A 16176-nucleotide genomic window follows, 5' to 3' on the forward strand; every position below is an offset into this window, starting at 1 on the left:
GGTGCGATGTGCCGCTCCCAGCCTGACCCGTCACCGGGCCGGACCGCCACAGGGGAACGGGCACCAGGTCCGGGCGTGAGAAGCTGGGAGGCGTCAGCTTGACGGGTTCCCCGGTACCGCGCACACGCGGGTCCCGGGCGCCTGCGGCACCAAGGGCCCGACGCGGGCCCGCACCGGCGATGAGGAGAGGAGGGCAGCGATGTCCAAGCGTGGACGCAAGCGGCGCTCCCGCAAGGGGAACAAGGCCAACCACGGCAAGCGGCCCAACGCGTGACGACAGCCCCGGGAGCATCGAGCGAGCGCCAGCGAGCGAGGAGCGGACCGGGGCACGGAGTCCCGCCGGAAGGCACCGCGTGACGACGCGAGAGGCCCAGGACCCATCGGGGTCCTGGGCCTCTGGCGTTCGGCGGGCTCAGGCGGTGGGACGCTCCTGTGCCCGCTCCACCGTCAGCTTCTCGATGCTGACCTGCGTGCCGTCCTCCTCGAAGGAGACGGTGGTCAACTGCAGCTTGATCCGGTCGCGCAGACCGGGCGGCGGGGTGTCACCACCGCAGCGGCGGCGCACCAGCGCCTTGAACTCCTGCTCGATGCCGAACTGACGCAGACAGGGCGAGCAGTCCTCGAGGTGCTCGGCGATGACGTCGCGGCGGGCGTCGTCGGTCTCGTGGTCGAGGAACTCGAAGACGTGGGACAGGACGTCGTCGCAGGAGTGGATCTCGATCGGCTCGCCACGGTCCTCGCTCACGACTGCGTCGCCTCCTCCCCGGCCCCCGCGCGGACGAATCCGCGCTCGCGTGCGTAGTCGGCCAGCAGCTTCTGCAGCCCTCGACGACCGCGGTGCAGCCGGGACATCACCGTGCCGATGGGCGTGCCCATGATCTCGGCGATCTCCTTGTAGGCGAACCCCTCGACGTCGGCGAGGTAGACCGCCAGCCGGAAGTCCTCCGGCAGCTGCTGGAGGGCCTCCTTGATGTCGGAGTCCGGGAGGTGGTCCAGCGCCTCGATCTCGGCCGACCGCAGGCCGCTGGAGCTGTGCTCCTCGGCGGCGTACAGCTGCCAGTCCTGCACCTGGTCGGTGGGGTACTGCTGCGGCTGACGCTGCTTCTTGCGGTAGCTGTTGATGTAGGTGTTGGTCAGGATCCGGTACAGCCAGGCCTTGAGGTTGGTGCCCTCGGCGAACTGGTGGAACGCGGAGTAGGCCTTGACGAACGTCTCCTGGACGAGGTCCTCGGCGTCGGCGGGGTTGCGGGTCATCCGCAGGGCCGCCGGGTAGAGCTGGTCGAGGAACGGCAGCGCGTCGCGCTCGAAGCGGGCGTCGCGCTCGGCCCGCGTCTCGGCGATCTCGGTGCGGCTGCCACCGGCGCGCGCCTCGGGCACCTCCACCGGCGTCGTCTCGGGGTTCAGGTCCGCGGACTCCTCAGGCACCGACCGTCCTCTCTGCGGCCCCCGGACGCGGGGTACCGCCTCGGTCGATCCTAGCCGCGCGGCGTCGGGGCGGCCCGGGGGACGCCGGTGCGCGACCCGCTGACGGGCGCTGGAGGACAGGGTGCTGCTCACGGGCAGTCCAACTCCACCGTGGCGGGCCGCCATTCCCCGTGCGACCCGGATCTCCGTCATCCACGTCCGCGAGCCGGAGCTAGGCTGCCGCGCCGTGGCGGCGACCCCGGCGGTGCGGGCCCTCGAGCGGGCCCGCGTCGCGCACACCCTGCACCCCTACGACCCCGAGCACCCCTCTGACCAGGGGCACGGCGAGGCGGCGGTGGCCGCACTGGACGCCGACCCCCGCCAGGTGTTCAAGACGCTGGTGACCCGGGTCGACGGCACGCTCACCGTCGCCGTCGTCCCGGTGAGCGGCAGCCTCGACCTCAAGGCGCTGGCCGCCGCCGCGGGCGGCCGGAAGGCGGCGATGGCCGACCCCGCCGACGCCGAGCGGACGACGGGCTACGTGCTGGGCGGGATCAGCCCGCTGGGCCAGAGGAAGGCGCTGCCGACCGTGGTCGACGACTCCGCGCTCGGCTTCGACACGGTGCTGGTGAGCGCGGGACGGCGGGGGCTGCAGGTGGAGCTGCCACCGGCCGACCTGGTGCGGCTGACGCGCGCCCGCACCGCCCCCATCGCGCGCTGACGCCGCCGTCGACCCGTCGGTTTCCGCGGAGACCGCCAGGGAGGCGGCGTCAGGTACCGGGGGCCGCGTAGGGCGTGAGCAGCTGGTCGACCGGCGCGTGGTCGTCGGTGAGCACCTCGGCGTCGCCGACGAAGCCGGTCAGCCGGTCCCCCTCGGCGACCTGCCAGGTCAGGCCGTGCCCGCGCAGCGCGCCGGCGATCGCACCGACCGGCAGGGGCCCCTGCGAGGCCACCGCGACGACGTTGCCTCCGTCGTCGCCCGCCAGGACCGGTTCCCGGCCCAGCAGCAGCACGGATCCGAAGACCGCGCGCAGGGTCGCCAGCTCCGCGCGGACGAAACCCATCGGCGGGTTGTCGATGAGGTTGGCGACGTAGACGCCGTCGTCGGCGAGCGCCCGGTCGACCAGTTCCAGCGCCTCCACGGTGGTCAGCTGCCACGGCACCGACAGGCCGCCGAAGGCGTCGCCCACCACGAGGTCGCGCTCCCCCGCCGGCTCGTCGGCCAGGCCCACCCGGGCGTCGGCCACGCGCACCCGCAGGTCGTCGGACTCGGCCAGTGCGAGCTGCTCGCGGTCCATCGCCACCACGCCCGGGTCGACCTCCAGCACCAGGCTGCGGGTGCCGGGGCGGACCTCGTCGAGGTAGCGCGGCACGGTGACCCCGCCGCCGCCGAGGTGCAGCGCGGACAGCGGCTGCCCGTCCGGGGCCATGGCGTCGGTGACCGCGGCGATCGCCCGGACGTACTCGAACTCCAGGTGCGTGGGGTCGTCGAGGTCGACGTAGGAGTGGCGCAGCGTGTCCAGCAGCAGCACCCGGCCGGAGTCCCGCTCGGGGTCGGCCACCACCCGCGCGCAGTGGTAGGCGGTCTCGGCCTCGCACGGCGTCGGGGCGATCGCGGCCAGCAGCGAGCCGGCCAGCGCGAGGACGAACAGGCCCGCCGGGACCCGGCCGGCCCCACCGCCGGCCTGCCGGCGCAGCAGCAGCCCCACCGCTCCCCCGGCCAGCACGGTCACGACGCCGGTGCCGACGAGGATGCCGCTGGTCGGGAAGACGGCGATGAGCAGGAACCCGGTGACGAACGTGGCCGCGATCCCGCCCAGCGTGCCGATGCCCGAGAGGCGGCCGACCACCGCGCCGGTCTCGGCGAGGCTGGCCAGCTGCAGCTTGACCACCATCGGGGGCACCGCGGACAGCAGCGCCGCCGGGACGACGACGGCGACCGCCGCGAGCAGCAGCACGCTGCCGGCGTCGGCGCCGGTGAGCCAGGAGCCGGCGAAGCGCACCAGGGGCAGGACGGCGACCACCAGGGCGCCGCCGGCGACCATGAGCGGCGCGATCAGCCGGCGCGGGTCGGTGCGGTCGGCGAGCGCCCCGCCGGACCACGCGCCCACCGCGATGGCGGCGAGCGCGAAGCCGATGACCGCGGTGTTGGTCTGCAGCGTGATGCCGACGTACGGGGCGATCAGGCGCAGGCCGGCGATCTCCAGCACGAGCACGGCGCCCGAGCTCAGGAACGTGACGGCGGCGGCCACCCAGCCGGGCAGCGCGGCCGACCCGGCGGTGCGCTCGACCGCCTCCTCGGTGTCCGCCACCTCAGAACAGCGCGGGCTGGTCGGTCGGCGGGCTGACCGACTCGGCGCGGGCGGTGAGCTCGGCGCCGTTGTTGCCGACGTTGTTGACCGCGGTGCTCACCGGGCGCAGCTCCAGCCGCTCCACCAGCTCCGGCGGCGTGGGCGCGGCGAGGGCCTCGACGTCGTCCCGCTCGGGGTCCAGCCAGTCGGCCCAGCGTTCCCGGGGCAGGACCAGCGGCATCCGGTCGTGGATCTCGGTGAGCGCACCGACGGCGGGCTCGGTGACGACGGTGCAGGTGTAGAGGCGGTCCTCCCCGCGCCCCCACACCTCCCACAGCCCGGCGAAGGCCAGCACCGAACCGTCCTGCGGGGTGATGAAGTACGGCTGCTTGCCCGGCCGGTCGAGCCGCTTGGCCCACTCGTACCAGCCGTCGGCGGGGACGAGGCAGCGCCGGGAGCGGGCCGCCGTCCGGAAGGCCGGTTTCTCGGTGAGCGACTCCACCCGGGCGTTGAGCATGCGGTTGCCGATCGAGACGTCCTTGGCCCACGAGGGCACCAGCCCCCAGCGGACGGCGCGCAGCTCCCGGTGTCCTCCGCCGGTGGGGCGGCCCTCGGCGTCGCGCTCCTTCTTCCAGCGGACGACGTGGACGTCCTTGGTCGGGGCGACGTTGTAGTCCGCCGGCAGCGCCGGCTGCCCCTCGGCGCGGACGGCCTCGAACTCGAGGACGAGGTCCTCGGGACGACGGCTGGCGGCGTAGCGGCCACACACGGCGGAACTCCCTCCCCGGGGTCGGGACGACGGACGACCCCGGTCCGGCGACCCGGTGCCAGCGAGCCTAGATCCGCCTTCCGTCCACCGTCCTCCCCTGGCGTGCCCCGCGTGAGCAGGGGTAGGGATGGATCGGACCCAACCGAGCAGCGCACGGAGGACATCCGAAGTGACCAGCACCGAGACCGCCCCGGCCGGCAAGACCGCCAGCGACGCGGGCGACCGGCCGTACGCGACCATCAACCCGGCCACGGGGAAGACGGAGAAGGAGTTCCCCTTCCTCGACAGCAGCGAGGTCGACGGCGTCGTGGAGCGCGCGCACGCCGCGTTCCTCGAGTGGCGCCGCCGTCCCGTCGAGGAGCGCGCCGGCATCGTGGCGCGCATCGGCGAGCTGATGCTGGAGCGCCGCGACCAGCTCGCCGCCCTCATCACCACCGAGATGGGCAAGCCGATCCGTGAGGCCGCCGGCGAGTGCATGCTCGTCGCCAGCATCTTCGACTACTACGCGAAGAACGGCCCGCGCTTCCTCGAGCCCCGGCCGATCGACGTCATGGACGGCGAGGCGGTCGTCGTCAACGAGCCGACCGGCGTCCTGCTGGCCATCGAGCCGTGGAACTTCCCGCTGTACCAGGTCGCCCGCGTGGCGGCGCCGAACCTCGTGCTGGGCAACGCCATCCTGCTCAAGCACGCGGAGAACAACCCGCAGACCGCCCTGGCGCTGGAGCAGCTGTTCTCCGACGCCGGCGTCCCCGAGGGCGTCTACACCAACCTGTTCCTGCGCATCTCCGACGTCGAGAAGGTCATCGCGCACCCGCACGTGGCCGGCGTGACGCTGACCGGCAGCGACCGGGCCGGCAGCGCCGTGGCCTCGCTCGCCGGGAAGTACCTGAAGAAGTCGGTGCTGGAGCTCGGTGGCAGCGACCCGTTCATCGTGCTGGACGCCCCCGAGGTGCAGCAGACGGTGAAGGCCGCGGCCATGTCGCGGACCATGAACGCCGGTCAGGCCTGCATCGCGGCCAAGCGGTTCATCGTCATGGACGACGTCTACGACGAGTTCGTCTCCGGCCTCGCCGACGTCTTCAAGGGGATCCAGCCCGGTGACCCGAGCGACCCGTCGACGCGGCTGGGGCCGCTGTCGTCGGAGCGGGCCGCGGCCGACCTCACCGCCCAGGTGAAGGACGCGATCGACAAGGGCGCCACCGTGCTCGCCGGCGGCGACCGGCCCGACCGCGAGGGCGCCTACGTCAACGCCACCCTGCTGGCCGACGTCACCCCCGAGATGCGGGCCTACCGCGAGGAGCTGTTCGGCCCGGTCGGCGTGGTCCACCGCGTCTCCAGCGAGGAGGAGGCCGTACAGCTGGCCAACGACACCCCGTACGGCCTGTCGGCGACGGTGTTCAGCAGCGACGTCGAGCGGGCCCGCAAGGTCGCCGACCAGGTGGAGTCCGGCATGGTCTGGATCAACTCGCCGTCGGGCACCTCGGCGGAGCTGCCGTTCGGTGGGGTCAAGCGGTCCGGCTACGGCCGCGAGCTCTCGGAGCTGGGCATGTTCGAGTTCGCCAACCGGCGGCTGATCCGCACCGCCGGGGCGAAGAAGGCCAAGCCGGCGGACGCCGCGGCCGCCGGCTGACCCCCTCGGCGGCCCGGGCCCTGTCGCGACGGGGCCCGGGCTGCCAGGCTCCGGCCATGAGGTTCACGACCACGATCGAGCTGGGCGGGAAGACCGCCACCGGGTTCGAGGTGCCGGCCGACGTGGTCGAGGCCCTCGGGTCGGGACGCCGGCCGGCGGTGACCGTCACGATCGCCGGGCACACCTACCGCAGCACGGTCGCGACGATGGGCGGCCGGTTCCTCGTGCCGCTCGCGGCGGAGCACCGCGAGGCGGCGGGGGTCGCGGCCGGCGACACCGTCGAGGTGGACCTCGAGCTGGACACCGCCCCGCGGGTGGTCGAGGTGCCCGCGGACCTCGCCGCCGCGCTGGACGCCGAGCCCGAGGCGCGGCGCCGCTTCGAGGCTCTCTCCTACAGCCACCAGCGGCGGCACGTGCTCGCCGTGGAGGGCGCCAAGGCCGAGGCCACCCGCCGGCGCCGGGTGGACGCCGCCGTCGCCGTGCTGCTGGCGGGCTGAGCGCGCAGGGCAGACTGGGAGCCGTGACGCAGGTCTGGACGACGCCGCACCGCGCGACCCCGGTGGACGCCGTCGTGGCCCTGCCCGGCTCCAAGTCGCTGACCGCCCGGGCCCTGGTGCTGGCCGCCCTGTCCGACGGGCCGAGCCGGCTGGTGCGCCCGCTGCGGGCCCGCGACACCGACCTCATGGCCGCCGGGTTGCGGGCGATGGGCACCCAGGTCGCCGAGGACGGCGAGGACTGGCTGGTGATCCCGGGCGAGCTGCGCGGACCGGCCGAGGTGGACGCCGGCCTGGCCGGCACCGTGCTGCGCTTCCTCCCGCCGGTCGCGGCCCTGGCCACCGGCCCGGTCCGGCTGGACGGCGACCCGCGGCTGCACGAGCGTCCCAACGCCGGCCTGATCACGGCACTGCGCGACCTGGGCGTGCGCATCGACGACGACGGCCGCGGCCGCGCGCCGTTCACCGTGCACGGCACCGGCCGGGTGCGCGGCGGCCCGGTGACGGTGGACGCGAGCGAGTCCTCGCAGATCGTCTCCGGGCTGCTGCTGGCCGCCGCCCGATTCGACGAGGGGATCGACCTCGCCCTGGCCGGCGGGTTGCCGTCGATGCCGCACGTCGAGATGACCGTGGCGGCCCTGCGCGAGCACGGCGTCGAGGTGACGGCCACCGAGCGCGGCTGGCGGGTCTCCCCCGGCCCGGTCGCCGCCCGCGACGAGGTGCTCGAGCCGGACCTGTCCAACGCCGCCCCCTTCCTCGCGGCCGCGCTGGTGACCGGCGGGCGGGTCACCGTCCGCGACTGGCCGCGGGCGACCACCCAGCCCGGCGGGCGGCTCGACGTCCTCCTGGGCGCGATGGGCGCGCAGGTGACCCACGTGGACGGCGGGCTGCAGGTGACCGGCACCGGCGTCATCCGGCCGCTGGTGGCCGACCTCGGCGAGGTCGGTGAGCTCACCCCCGTGCTGGCGGCCTTGTGCGCGCTGGCCGGCGGGGAGTCCCGGTTGACCGGCATCGGGCACCTGCGCGGGCACGAGACCGACCGGCTGCAGGCCCTCGACGAGGTGCTGACCGCCGTCGGTGCCACGGTGCGGCAGCTGCCGGACGGGCTGCTCGTCACGCCGGGCCCGGGGCGGCCGGCCCGCCTGGACTCCTACGCCGACCACCGGATGGTGCACGCCGCCGCCGTCCTGGGGCTGGCCGTGGCCGGCGTGGAGGTCACCGACCCGGGTGCGGTCAGCAAGACCCTGCCGGACTTCCTGCAGCGGTGGGCCGCGATGCTGGGGGGCCCCCGCTGAGTCGCCGGCACGACCGCCGGTCCGACGAGGACGACATCCGGGTCCGGCCCAGTCGCCGCGGCTCCCGTCCGCGCACCCGCACCCGCCCCACCCACGAGGACGCCGTCCCGGGGCTGGTGGTCGCCGTCGACCGGGGCCGGATGACGGTGCGCGTGGACGGGCCGGGCGGTGCGCCGCTGGAGGTCACCGCGATGCGCGCCCGCGAGCTGGGGCGGCACGGGGTCGTCGTCGGCGACCGGGTGCGGCTGGTCGGCGACACCAGCGGGCGGACCGACACCCTGGCCCGGATCGTCGTCATCGAGGAGCGGACGACGTCGCTGCGGCGCACCGCCGACGACACCGACCCCACCGAGCGGGTCGTGGTGGCCAACGCCGACCAGCTCGTCGTCGTCACCTCGGTCACCGACCCGGAGCCGGCGCTGGGCTTCCTCGACCGCTGCCTGGTGGCGGCCTACGCGGGCGGGCTGGAACCGCTGCTGTGCCTGACCAAGACCGACCTGGCCAGCCCCCAGCCACTGCTGGACCGGTACGCGGGCCTGGACGTCGACGCCGTCCCGATGTCGCGGGAGACGCCGCTGGACGAGCTGCTGGCCCGCCTCGACGGGCGGATGAGCGTGCTGGTCGGCCAGTCCGGTGTCGGCAAGTCGACACTGGTGAACCGGCTCGTCCCCGGCGCGTTCCGCGCCATCGGCGAGGTGACCAAGGTGGGCAAGGGGCGGCACACGTCGTCCTCGGCGGTGCTGCTGGACCTGCCCGGCGGCGGCACGGTCATCGACACCCCCGGCATCCGCTCGTTCGGGCTGGCGCACGTCACCGCAGAGGACGTCGTGGCCGCGTTCGACGACGTCGCCGAGGCCGCCGTCGACTGCCCGCCGGGCTGCGGGCACACCGCCGAGGACCCCGACTGCGTCCTCGACGCCTGGGCCGACGCCGGCCCCCCGGCCCGGCGGGAACGGCTGGAGAGCCTGCGCCGGTTGCTGGACGCCGTCGGCCAGCTCGGCCCCGGCTACTGAGAGGACCTCCCGCCCCCCACCGCTCGCGAGCTCGCGGCGGGGCCCTGCAGGGCGGCCGTCAGGGGAAGAGGGCGTCGTCCATCGGCTCGTCGACCGCCTCGATGCGCAGGACGTGCCCGGTGCCGACCCACGTGCCGTCCAGTGCCTCGGTCCACACGCAGACGCCGGTCTGCACGTCGAGCCGCACCAGGTACTCCGTCGGGTACTCGGCGTCGGCGAAGGAGGCCTCGCCCCACTCGTAGCGGTCGACGAGTCGCGAGCGCACCAGCGAGCAGCAGCCGCAGCGTGGCTCGTACAGCGGCGTCGGGCGGACGACGGCCTCCCACGCCGGCCGCCCCCCGTGCTCGATCTCGGTGACGGTCTCGATCGTCAACCCCGGGCCGGCGCGCTCGCCGGTCTCGGGGTCGCGGCCGTCGGCGAGCTCCACCGGGTCCAGCACCGCGACCCAGGCGTAGTCCTGGTACATCGGCGCGTCGTAGGAGAGCCCGTCCGGGCGCTCGGCGACGAGGCCGTCGGGGCGCAGCAGCGGCGCGGGCACGTCCTCCGGCCAGGGCAGCCTCCGGTCGTACCCGCCGCCCGAGGTCAGGACGCCGACCCGCTGCGGGGACTCGCGGACGACCTGGAGCAGGTGCCCGTCGAGGGTCTCCACCCGGACGACGTCCGGCCGGCGCAGCCAGGCCCGCACCGGTCCCAGGGCGCGCTCCCCGCGCCAGCGGACCGTGAACCGCAGCGTCGACCAGCGCCACGGCGAGGACCGGGCGAGCGCGCGGAAGTCGGCGGCGTCGGGCACGCGAGCAGTGTGGGCGCCGGCCGGCCCACCGGGCCACCGAGTTCCCTCCGCGGCCGGGCCTCTGCCCCGGCTACCCCGACGATCATGGAGTCCGGGAAGCGACACGCCGTCCCAGCTCGGCGCGCCGCGTCCCGAACTCCATGATCGTCGGGCGGAGGGGACCGGCCTAGACGTCGACCCAGCCGCCGCTGCGCCAGTAGAGGCCGGCCTCCCGGGTGAGCAGACCCTCGTCGACGAGGTACCGGCGCAGCGCGGCGGTGTCCGGGTGCCACACGGCCAGCAGCGCGTTCACCTCCCGCTCCGGGTAGCGGACGCCGACGTCGAACACCCGCACCAGGTGCTCGAGCACCACCCTGCGCTTGCTGTGCTGGGCCGGGATCGAGACCAGCCGCCCGTCGCGCACGAACGCCGACAGCACGGCGTCCTCCGCCGGATCGTCCGACAGCGGCTCCGGCGGTGGCGCGGACTCCGCGGCCGCCCGCGCGGCCGCCCCGAAGCGCTCGGTCAGCAGCTCCAGGTCGTGCCGGTCGCGGCGGACCAGGCCCGCGTGGGCCAGCCGGCGCGCGGCGAGGGCGACGTCCTTGAGGGGCAGCCCGGCGGCCTGCGCGACCTCCTCGATGGTGCCGGCGCCCAGGGCGAGGGCGGCGACCACCTTCAGGCGGGCCGGGTCGGCCAGCAGGCCGACGATCGTCGCGGCGTCCACGTCCCCGACGGTATCCGCGCATCCCCGGACCGGACCCCGGGTAGGGGGCGACACATGGTCAGCCCCATCGACGTGCAGAAGGCCCTGTCGGGCATGGACTACCCCGCGCGCAAGCAGCAGATCGTCGAGCACGCCGAGAAGCACGGCGGCAGCAAGGAGGTGCTCGAGGCGCTCGAGGGCATCGAGGACCGCGAGTACGAGGGGCCCAGCGGGGTCAGCTCCGCGGTGTTCGACTGACCGCCCGCTAGGTTCGGTGCCCATGACACCGGGCCGGGACTACACGGGGGACATGCACCTCGCGCACGTGCTCGCCGACCAGGCGGACTCGATCAGCCTCGACCGCTTCCGCGCGCTGGACCTCCAGGTCGACACCAAGCCGGACCTCACGCCGGTCACCGACGCCGATCGGGCGGTCGAGGAGCAGTTGCGGATCACCCTCGCCCGCGCGCGCACGCGTGACGCAGTGCTCGGCGAGGAGATGGGCGTGACCGGCCACGGGCCGCGGCGCTGGGTCCTCGACCCCATCGACGGGACGAAGAACTTCGTCCGCGGCGTGCCGGTGTGGGCGACGCTCATCGCGCTGTTCGACGGCGACGAGGCGGTCGTCGGACTGGTCTCCGCACCGGCGCTCAACCGCCGCTGGTGGGCGGCGAAGGGCGTCGGTGCCTGGACCGGCCGCCGGCTGGAGTCGGCCTCGCGCTGCACCGTCTCCCAGGTGACCTCGCTGGCCGACGCGAGCCTGTCGTACTCCAGCCTGTCGGGCTGGGAGGAACGCGGCCGACTCGGCGGCTTCCTCGACCTGACCCGGTCGGTGTGGCGCACCCGCGCCTACGGCGACTTCTGGAGCTACGTGCTGCTGGCCGAGGGGGCGGTCGACGTCGCCTGCGAGCCGGAGGTGTCGCTCTGGGACCTCGCGGCGCTGGACGTCATCGTGCGGGAGGCCGGCGGCCGCTTCACCGACCTGACCGGGGTGCCCGGGCCGGCCGGCGGCAGCGCGCTGGCCACCAACGGTGCCCTGCACGACGCCGCCCTCGGCCTGCTCCGCCCGACCGCCCCGGCTTGAACCGGGCCCCGGCCGACCCTGCGCGCGCCGGCCGGGCGGTGGCCCCCCTGCAGGGTCCCGCCGCGATCCTGCGAGCGGGGGGACAGGGGCCCTTCCTCAGTGACCGGTGCCCCACCCGCGGTCGGTCCCGGACCCGCGGCCGCCCTGGAACTTCCGGCGGGCCTCGTCGATCTTCGCCCGGGTCTTCGGGTCCTTCGCCATCTGCTGGGCCCGCTCGGTCACCTGCCGGATGGCCTCCTTGCCCTTGGGGCTGTTGGCGAGCTCGGTGAGCTTGGTGAACATCGACGCCATGGAGCAGGTCCTCCTTCGATCGGCCGGGACCGTCGACCGGTCCCGCTGACCCTCCCAACGCCCCGGCCGGGCGGGCCGTTCCGGCTCAGTCCCCCCGCCAGCGGCGGGCCGCCGCCCGCAGCCCCGGGTCCGGCCGGGGCTCCACCAGCCGGGCGGACTCCCGCCGCGGGACGACGTCGACCCCCGCCCCTCGGGCCGCGAGCAGGGCGGCGCCCACGGCCGAGGCGCTCCGGATCGGCAGGTACCGGACCGGCACCCCGAGGACGTCGGCGACCATCCGGGAGACCAGGGGTGAGCGTCCTCCACCCCCGGTGAGCACGACCGGCCCGTCGCCGCCCAGCAGCTCGACCGCCGCACCGACGGCGAACACGACCCCCTCCACCGCCGCCCGGGCGAGGTCGGCGCGGCTGGTGCCGGCCGACAGCCCCGTCCAGCTGCCGCGGTCGGCCGGACCGGCGACGCCTCCGCGCTCCCCGGTGAGGAACGGCCGGAAGGTGACTCCTCCGGCGCCGGCGGGGGCGGTGGCCGCCGCCTCGAGCAGCTCCGCGGCGGTCAGGCCCAGCACGCCGGCGGCCCACGACCAGGCCAGCCCGCCGTTCTGCAGCGCGGCCATGGCGTACCAGCCGTCGCCGGCGTCGGCGTAGCAGTGCAGCAGCGGGTCGTCGGCCGGCGCGGGCGTGCGCCCCGGGGCGAGCACCTGGGCGCCGGTGCCCAGGTTGACCTGCCGGTCCGTCCCGGTCCCGGTGGCGAGCAGCGCCAGCGGGGTGTCGGCGCCGCCGACGACGACCGGCACCTCCCCGACCGGCAGGTCGGCCACGCCCACCACCTCCGACGAGGAGCGGACCGCGGGCAGCTGCCCGGGCGCGAGACCGGCGGCGTCGGTCGCGGCCGGCGACCACCCGTCGGCGACGACGTCCCACAGCAGCGTGGCGGAGGCGTCGCTGCGGTCGGTGACCCGCGGGTCGGCGCCGGGGACCAGGGTGGCGCGCACGGCGTCCTTGGGCAGCAACACCGTCGCGGCCCGCGCCACCAGCTCCGGCCGGTGCACCGAGAGCCAGGCGAGCAGCGGGCCGGTCATCCCGGGCACCAGTGGGTTGGCCAGTGCGGCCCGGGCGTCGTCGGGCAGGGCCCGCCAGCGCGCCACCTCGGCGGTGGCCCGGGAGTCCGGCCACAGCATGGCCGGCGCCAGCGGGGCCCCGGTCTCGTCCACTAGGACGACACCGTGCATCTGCCCCGACAGGCCCAGCCCGGCCACGCGGTGACCGGCCAGCACGGGCGCCACCTGCGCGAGCGCGTCGTCGAGGGCCCGCCGCCAGACCGCCGCGTCGATCTCGGCCCACCCCGGCTGCGGGCGGTCCAGCTGGTAACCGGACTCCCCCTCGGCGACCACCGCCCCGGCCTCGTCGAGCGCGACCAGCTTGAGCCCGCTGGTGCCGACGTCGGCGCCGAGCAGGACGGCGGTCACCCGAGCCCGTTCACGTGGTCCCGTGGGCGAAGCCGCCGCTGCGGCCGGCGCGGTCGGCGAGCAGCCCGGCGAGTGTGCTGACCGCGATCTCCGGCGGTGTGCGGGAGCCGATGTCCAGCCCGATCGGCCGGTGCACCCGCGCCACGTCCTCCGGCGGCACGCCCAGCGCGGCGAGCGCCGCGACGTGCGGCCCCTCGTGCCGGGGGTTGCCCATCACCCCCACCCAGCGCACCGGGCGGGCCAGCGCGTCGCGCAGCACCTCGCCCAGCTCCGGCCGGTGGTGGTCGGTGACGACGACGTCGGCGTCGGCGTCGGCGAGGTCACCGTCCGGGCCGGCGAAGCCGGTCACCTCGGCGCCGCGGGCGGGGTCGGGGTCGAGCAGCACGGTGCGGAAGCCCAGCTCGGGCGCCCAGCGGCAGAGGACCTCGGCCACCGGCGAGGCGAACACGGCGACGAGGACCCGCCCGGTCGCCTCCGCGGCGGGCGCGCCGTGGGCCACCCCGCAGTTCGGGTCGACCGTCGTCATCGCGCACCCCGCTCGGGGCTGTCGCCGTAGGCGTAGGCGGCGTCGGCGTACCGGCCGCCCTCGGCCGCACCCGGCGGCGCGATCGCGGCCAGCCGTGCCAGGTCCTCCGCGGACAGCTCGAGGGCGGCCGCGCCGACGTTCTCCTCCAGGTACGCCCGCCGCTTCGTGCCGGGGATGGGGACGACGTCGTCGCCCTGCGCCAGCACCCAGGCCAGCGCGAGCTGGCCGGGCGTGCAGCCCTTCTCCTCCGCCATGCCGCGGACCGCGTCGACCAGGCGGAGGTTGGCGGCGAAGGCGTCCCCGGTGAAGCGCGGGTGGCCGCGCCGGAAGTCGTCGGCGGCGAAGTCGTCGGGGGTGGTGATGGCGCCGGTGAGGAAGCCGCGCCCCAGCGGGCTGAACGGCACGATCCCGATGCCGTGCTCGCGGGCCACGCCGAGCACGGTGTCCTCACCCGCCGCACCGCCCCCGGCCATCTCGAGGTCCCGCGTCCACAACGACCACTCGCTCTGCAGGGCGGCGATCGGGTGGACGGCGACCGCGCGGCGGATCGAGGCGGCGCTGGCCTCCGACAGGCCGAGGAACCGGACCTTGCCCTGCTGCACCAGCTCCGCCATCGCGCCGACCGTGTCCTCGATCGGCACCCGCGGGTCGACCCGGTGCTGGTAGTACAGGTCGATCACGTCGACACGCAGCCGGCGCAGGCTGGCCTCGGCGCAGGCCCGCACGTTCTCCGGGCGCCCGTCGAGGACCATCCCGGCGTCACCGCGGGACAGCGAGAACTTCGTGGCCAGCTGGACCTCGCCCCGCCGGCCGGCGATCGCCTCGCCCACGAGTTCCTCGTTGTGCCCGTCGCCGTACACGTCGGAGGTGTCGAGGAAGGTCACGCCGAGGTCGAGGGCGCGGTGGACCGTCGCGATCGACTCGTCGCGGTCGGCGGCGCCGTAGCCCTGGCTCATCCCCATGCAGCCGAGGCCGAGGGTGGCGACGCGCAGGCCGGCGCGGCCCAGTGTGCGGGTGCCGAGGGGCGGGTTCGAGGTCACCCGCGCATCCTCGTACCGCTCCGCGCCGTGCCGCCACCGCCACCGCACCGCCCCGGCGTCCTACCCGGGCCGCGGACCCAGGACCACCGGCAGCTGCTCCAGGCCGTGGACGATGACGCTGCGCCGGTGGGCGAGGTCCTGCGGCGGCACGGCCAGGCGCAGGCCGGGGAACCGGTCCAGCAGTGACCGGAGGGCCACCTCGCCCTCGAGCCGCGCCAGCGGAGCTCCCAGGCAGTAGTGCAGCCCGTGACCGAAGGCGAGGTGGCCTCCGGTGTCGCGGTCGGGGTCGAGCAGTTCGGGCCGGTCGAAGCGGTCCGGGTCGCGGTTGGCCGCGCCCACGGAGAGCGTGACCACCGACCCCGCGGGGATGGTGGTGCCCGAGTACTCGACGTCCTCGGCGGCGAAGCGCAGCGGGGCGTTGTGCACCGGACCGTCCCAGCGCAGGAACTCCTCGACCGCCGCGGGGACCTGCTCCGGCCCGGCGAGCAGGCGCTCGCGCAGCGCGGCGTCGGTGGCCACGCCCAGCACCGCGTTGCCGATGAGGTTGGCCGTGGTCTCGTGGCCGGCGATGAGCAGGAGCACGCCCATCGCGACGACCTCCTCGGTGCTGAGCTGGTCGCCGGCCTCGGAGACCTCGACCAGGGCCGAGAGCAGGGCGCCGTCCGGAGCGCGTCGCTTGGACTCGACGAGGGCGTGGAGGTACTGCGCCAGCCCGGCGGTGGCCTGCTGCTCGTCGACGTCGTCGTGGTCGTCGACCAGTGCACGTGACCAGGGGCCGAAGGCGTCGCGGTCGGTGTCCGGGACGCCGAGCAGCTCGCAGATGACGGCCATCGGCAGCGGCACCGCGTAGGTGGCCAGCAGGTCGACCGGCTCGTCGACGGGCAGCGCGTCGAGCAGGGCGGCGGCCAGTGCCTCGATGCGCGGGCGCAGCTCGGCGGTGCGCCGGGGGGTGAAGGCCCGGGCGACCAGCCGGCGCAGGCGGGTGTGGTCCGGGGGGTCGAGCAGGATCATCATCGAACCGAAGGGGCCCGGCAGGCGCGGAGCCTGCTCGCGGACCTCCGGCGGCAGGGTCGCGCGGTGGTCCTTGACCAGGCGGGGGTCGGTGAAGGCCGCGCGCACGTCGTCGTACCGGGTGATCAGCCACGTGGTGCCGCCACGGGGCAGCGCCACCTCGCGGACGGGCGCCTGCGCGCGCAGCCGTTCGTAGGCCGGGTAGGGGTCCCGCCAGAAGGCGCCCTCGAAGACCGAGTGCTCGGCCGCCGTCACCTCGGACCCACCCTGTTCCCGCCGGCTCATCGGCCCACCCTCGGGGCCACCGGGCCGTGCGGCAAGGCGGGACCGGCGCGTCGTGGGTGTCCGCCTGGTGCGCACCCCGCCCGGCCGCACCCCCCGTCTGGTGGGA

General features: G+C 75.5%; 19 protein-coding genes. 8 read left to right on the plus strand and 11 right to left on the minus strand.

The window, feature by feature from the left end:
* Positions 1-199 precede the first annotated feature (199 nt).
* Complete coding sequence (locus CRP39_RS28395) at positions 200-274, plus strand: 50S ribosomal protein bL37 (protein ID WP_014377707.1); 75 nt, start codon at positions 200-202, stop codon at positions 272-274.
* 138 nt (positions 275-412) lie between these two features.
* Here CRP39_RS28395 and rsrA read toward each other — a convergent pair whose 3' ends face one another.
* Positions 413-745: a mycothiol system anti-sigma-R factor gene (rsrA, locus tag CRP39_RS20650; protein ID WP_097208267.1), complete on the minus strand. Its 333-nt coding sequence runs from the start codon at positions 743-745 to the stop codon at positions 413-415.
* The gene (locus tag CRP39_RS20655) at positions 742-1425 is read right to left on the minus strand and encodes a sigma-70 family RNA polymerase sigma factor (protein ID WP_097208268.1); all 684 of its coding nucleotides are present in this window, start codon (positions 1423-1425) and stop codon (positions 742-744) included. The genes rsrA and CRP39_RS20655 overlap by 4 nt, the downstream gene beginning before the upstream one ends.
* A gap of 226 nt (positions 1426-1651) precedes the next feature.
* Here CRP39_RS20655 and ybaK point away from each other — a divergent pair, with 226 nt between their 5' ends.
* Positions 1652-2125, plus strand: a complete 474-nt coding sequence (gene ybaK / locus CRP39_RS20660; RefSeq protein WP_097208269.1) for a Cys-tRNA(Pro) deacylase — start codon at positions 1652-1654, stop codon at positions 2123-2125.
* Positions 2126-2174: 49 nt separating this feature from the next.
* Here ybaK and CRP39_RS20665 read toward each other — a convergent pair whose 3' ends face one another.
* Positions 2175-3716: a fused MFS/spermidine synthase gene (locus CRP39_RS20665; RefSeq protein WP_097208270.1), complete on the minus strand. Its 1542-nt coding sequence runs from the start codon at positions 3714-3716 to the stop codon at positions 2175-2177.
* A gap of 1 nt (position 3717) precedes the next feature.
* Positions 3718-4464 (minus strand): SOS response-associated peptidase, encoded by a 747-nt coding sequence (locus CRP39_RS20670; protein ID WP_097208271.1) that lies wholly within the window; start codon positions 4462-4464, stop codon positions 3718-3720.
* A 169-nt stretch (positions 4465-4633) separates the two neighbouring features.
* On the opposite strand from CRP39_RS20670, the gene CRP39_RS20675 reads away from it, so the two are divergent.
* Genes CRP39_RS20675 through rsgA form a run of 4 tightly spaced genes read left to right on the plus strand, consistent with a single transcriptional unit; the run spans position 4634 to position 8896 of the window.
* A complete protein-coding gene (locus CRP39_RS20675; protein ID WP_216359840.1) occupies positions 4634-6094 on the plus strand; it encodes an NAD-dependent succinate-semialdehyde dehydrogenase in 1461 nt (486 codons plus the stop codon).
* Between the two features lie 56 nt (positions 6095-6150).
* A complete protein-coding gene (locus CRP39_RS20680) occupies positions 6151-6591 on the plus strand; it encodes a YdeI/OmpD-associated family protein (protein ID WP_097208273.1) in 441 nt (146 codons plus the stop codon).
* Between the two features lie 23 nt (positions 6592-6614).
* On the plus strand, positions 6615-7883 hold the full coding sequence (gene aroA / locus CRP39_RS20685; protein ID WP_097208274.1) for a 3-phosphoshikimate 1-carboxyvinyltransferase: 1269 nt from the start codon (positions 6615-6617) through the stop codon (positions 7881-7883).
* Positions 7853-8896, plus strand: a complete 1044-nt coding sequence (gene rsgA / locus CRP39_RS20690; RefSeq protein WP_216359841.1) for a ribosome small subunit-dependent GTPase A — start codon at positions 7853-7855, stop codon at positions 8894-8896. Before aroA ends, rsgA begins: the two co-directional genes overlap by 31 nt.
* Before the next feature lie 58 nt (positions 8897-8954).
* On the opposite strand, the gene CRP39_RS20695 is transcribed toward rsgA, so the two are convergent.
* Together CRP39_RS20695 and CRP39_RS20700 are read right to left on the minus strand one after the other, a co-directional pair.
* Entirely contained in the window at positions 8955-9686 is a 732-nt protein-coding gene (locus CRP39_RS20695) for a hypothetical protein (RefSeq protein WP_097208275.1), read from the minus strand.
* Positions 9687-9852: 166 nt separating this feature from the next.
* Positions 9853-10389, minus strand: a complete 537-nt coding sequence (locus tag CRP39_RS20700) for a DUF2087 domain-containing protein (RefSeq protein WP_097208276.1) — start codon at positions 10387-10389, stop codon at positions 9853-9855.
* 54 nt (positions 10390-10443) lie between these two features.
* Here CRP39_RS20700 and CRP39_RS20705 point away from each other — a divergent pair, with 54 nt between their 5' ends.
* Entirely contained in the window at positions 10444-10626 is a 183-nt protein-coding gene (locus tag CRP39_RS20705) for a DUF2795 domain-containing protein (protein WP_097208277.1), read from the plus strand.
* A gap of 22 nt (positions 10627-10648) precedes the next feature.
* Complete coding sequence (hisN, locus tag CRP39_RS20710; RefSeq protein WP_097208278.1) at positions 10649-11452, plus strand: histidinol-phosphatase; 804 nt, start codon at positions 10649-10651, stop codon at positions 11450-11452.
* A 96-nt stretch (positions 11453-11548) separates the two neighbouring features.
* On the opposite strand, the gene CRP39_RS20715 is transcribed toward hisN, so the two are convergent.
* The 5 genes from CRP39_RS20715 to CRP39_RS20735 all read right to left on the minus strand — a co-directional run bounded on the left by CRP39_RS20715 (position 11549) and on the right by CRP39_RS20735 (position 16070).
* Positions 11549-11743, minus strand: coding sequence for a hypothetical protein (locus CRP39_RS20715; RefSeq protein ID WP_097208279.1), 195 nt, complete (start codon positions 11741-11743; stop codon positions 11549-11551).
* An 85-nt stretch (positions 11744-11828) separates the two neighbouring features.
* Complete coding sequence (locus CRP39_RS20720; RefSeq protein ID WP_097208280.1) at positions 11829-13208, minus strand: FGGY family carbohydrate kinase; 1380 nt, start codon at positions 13206-13208, stop codon at positions 11829-11831.
* A gap of 10 nt (positions 13209-13218) precedes the next feature.
* On the minus strand, positions 13219-13734 hold the full coding sequence (locus CRP39_RS20725) for an XdhC family protein (RefSeq protein ID WP_097208281.1): 516 nt from the start codon (positions 13732-13734) through the stop codon (positions 13219-13221).
* Positions 13731-14774, minus strand: a complete 1044-nt coding sequence (locus tag CRP39_RS20730) for an aldo/keto reductase (RefSeq protein ID WP_097208282.1) — start codon at positions 14772-14774, stop codon at positions 13731-13733. The genes CRP39_RS20725 and CRP39_RS20730 overlap by 4 nt, the downstream gene beginning before the upstream one ends.
* 60 nt (positions 14775-14834) lie before the next feature.
* Positions 14835-16070 carry a cytochrome P450 family protein gene (locus tag CRP39_RS20735; RefSeq protein ID WP_221201484.1) on the minus strand — a complete coding sequence of 412 codons (1236 nt, stop codon included), beginning with the start codon at positions 16068-16070 and terminating at the stop codon, positions 14835-14837.
* Positions 16071-16176 lie beyond the last annotated feature (106 nt).

The sequence above is a fragment of the Geodermatophilus sabuli genome (assembly GCF_900215145.1).
Lineage (GTDB): Bacteria > Actinomycetota > Actinomycetes > Mycobacteriales > Geodermatophilaceae > Geodermatophilus > Geodermatophilus sabuli.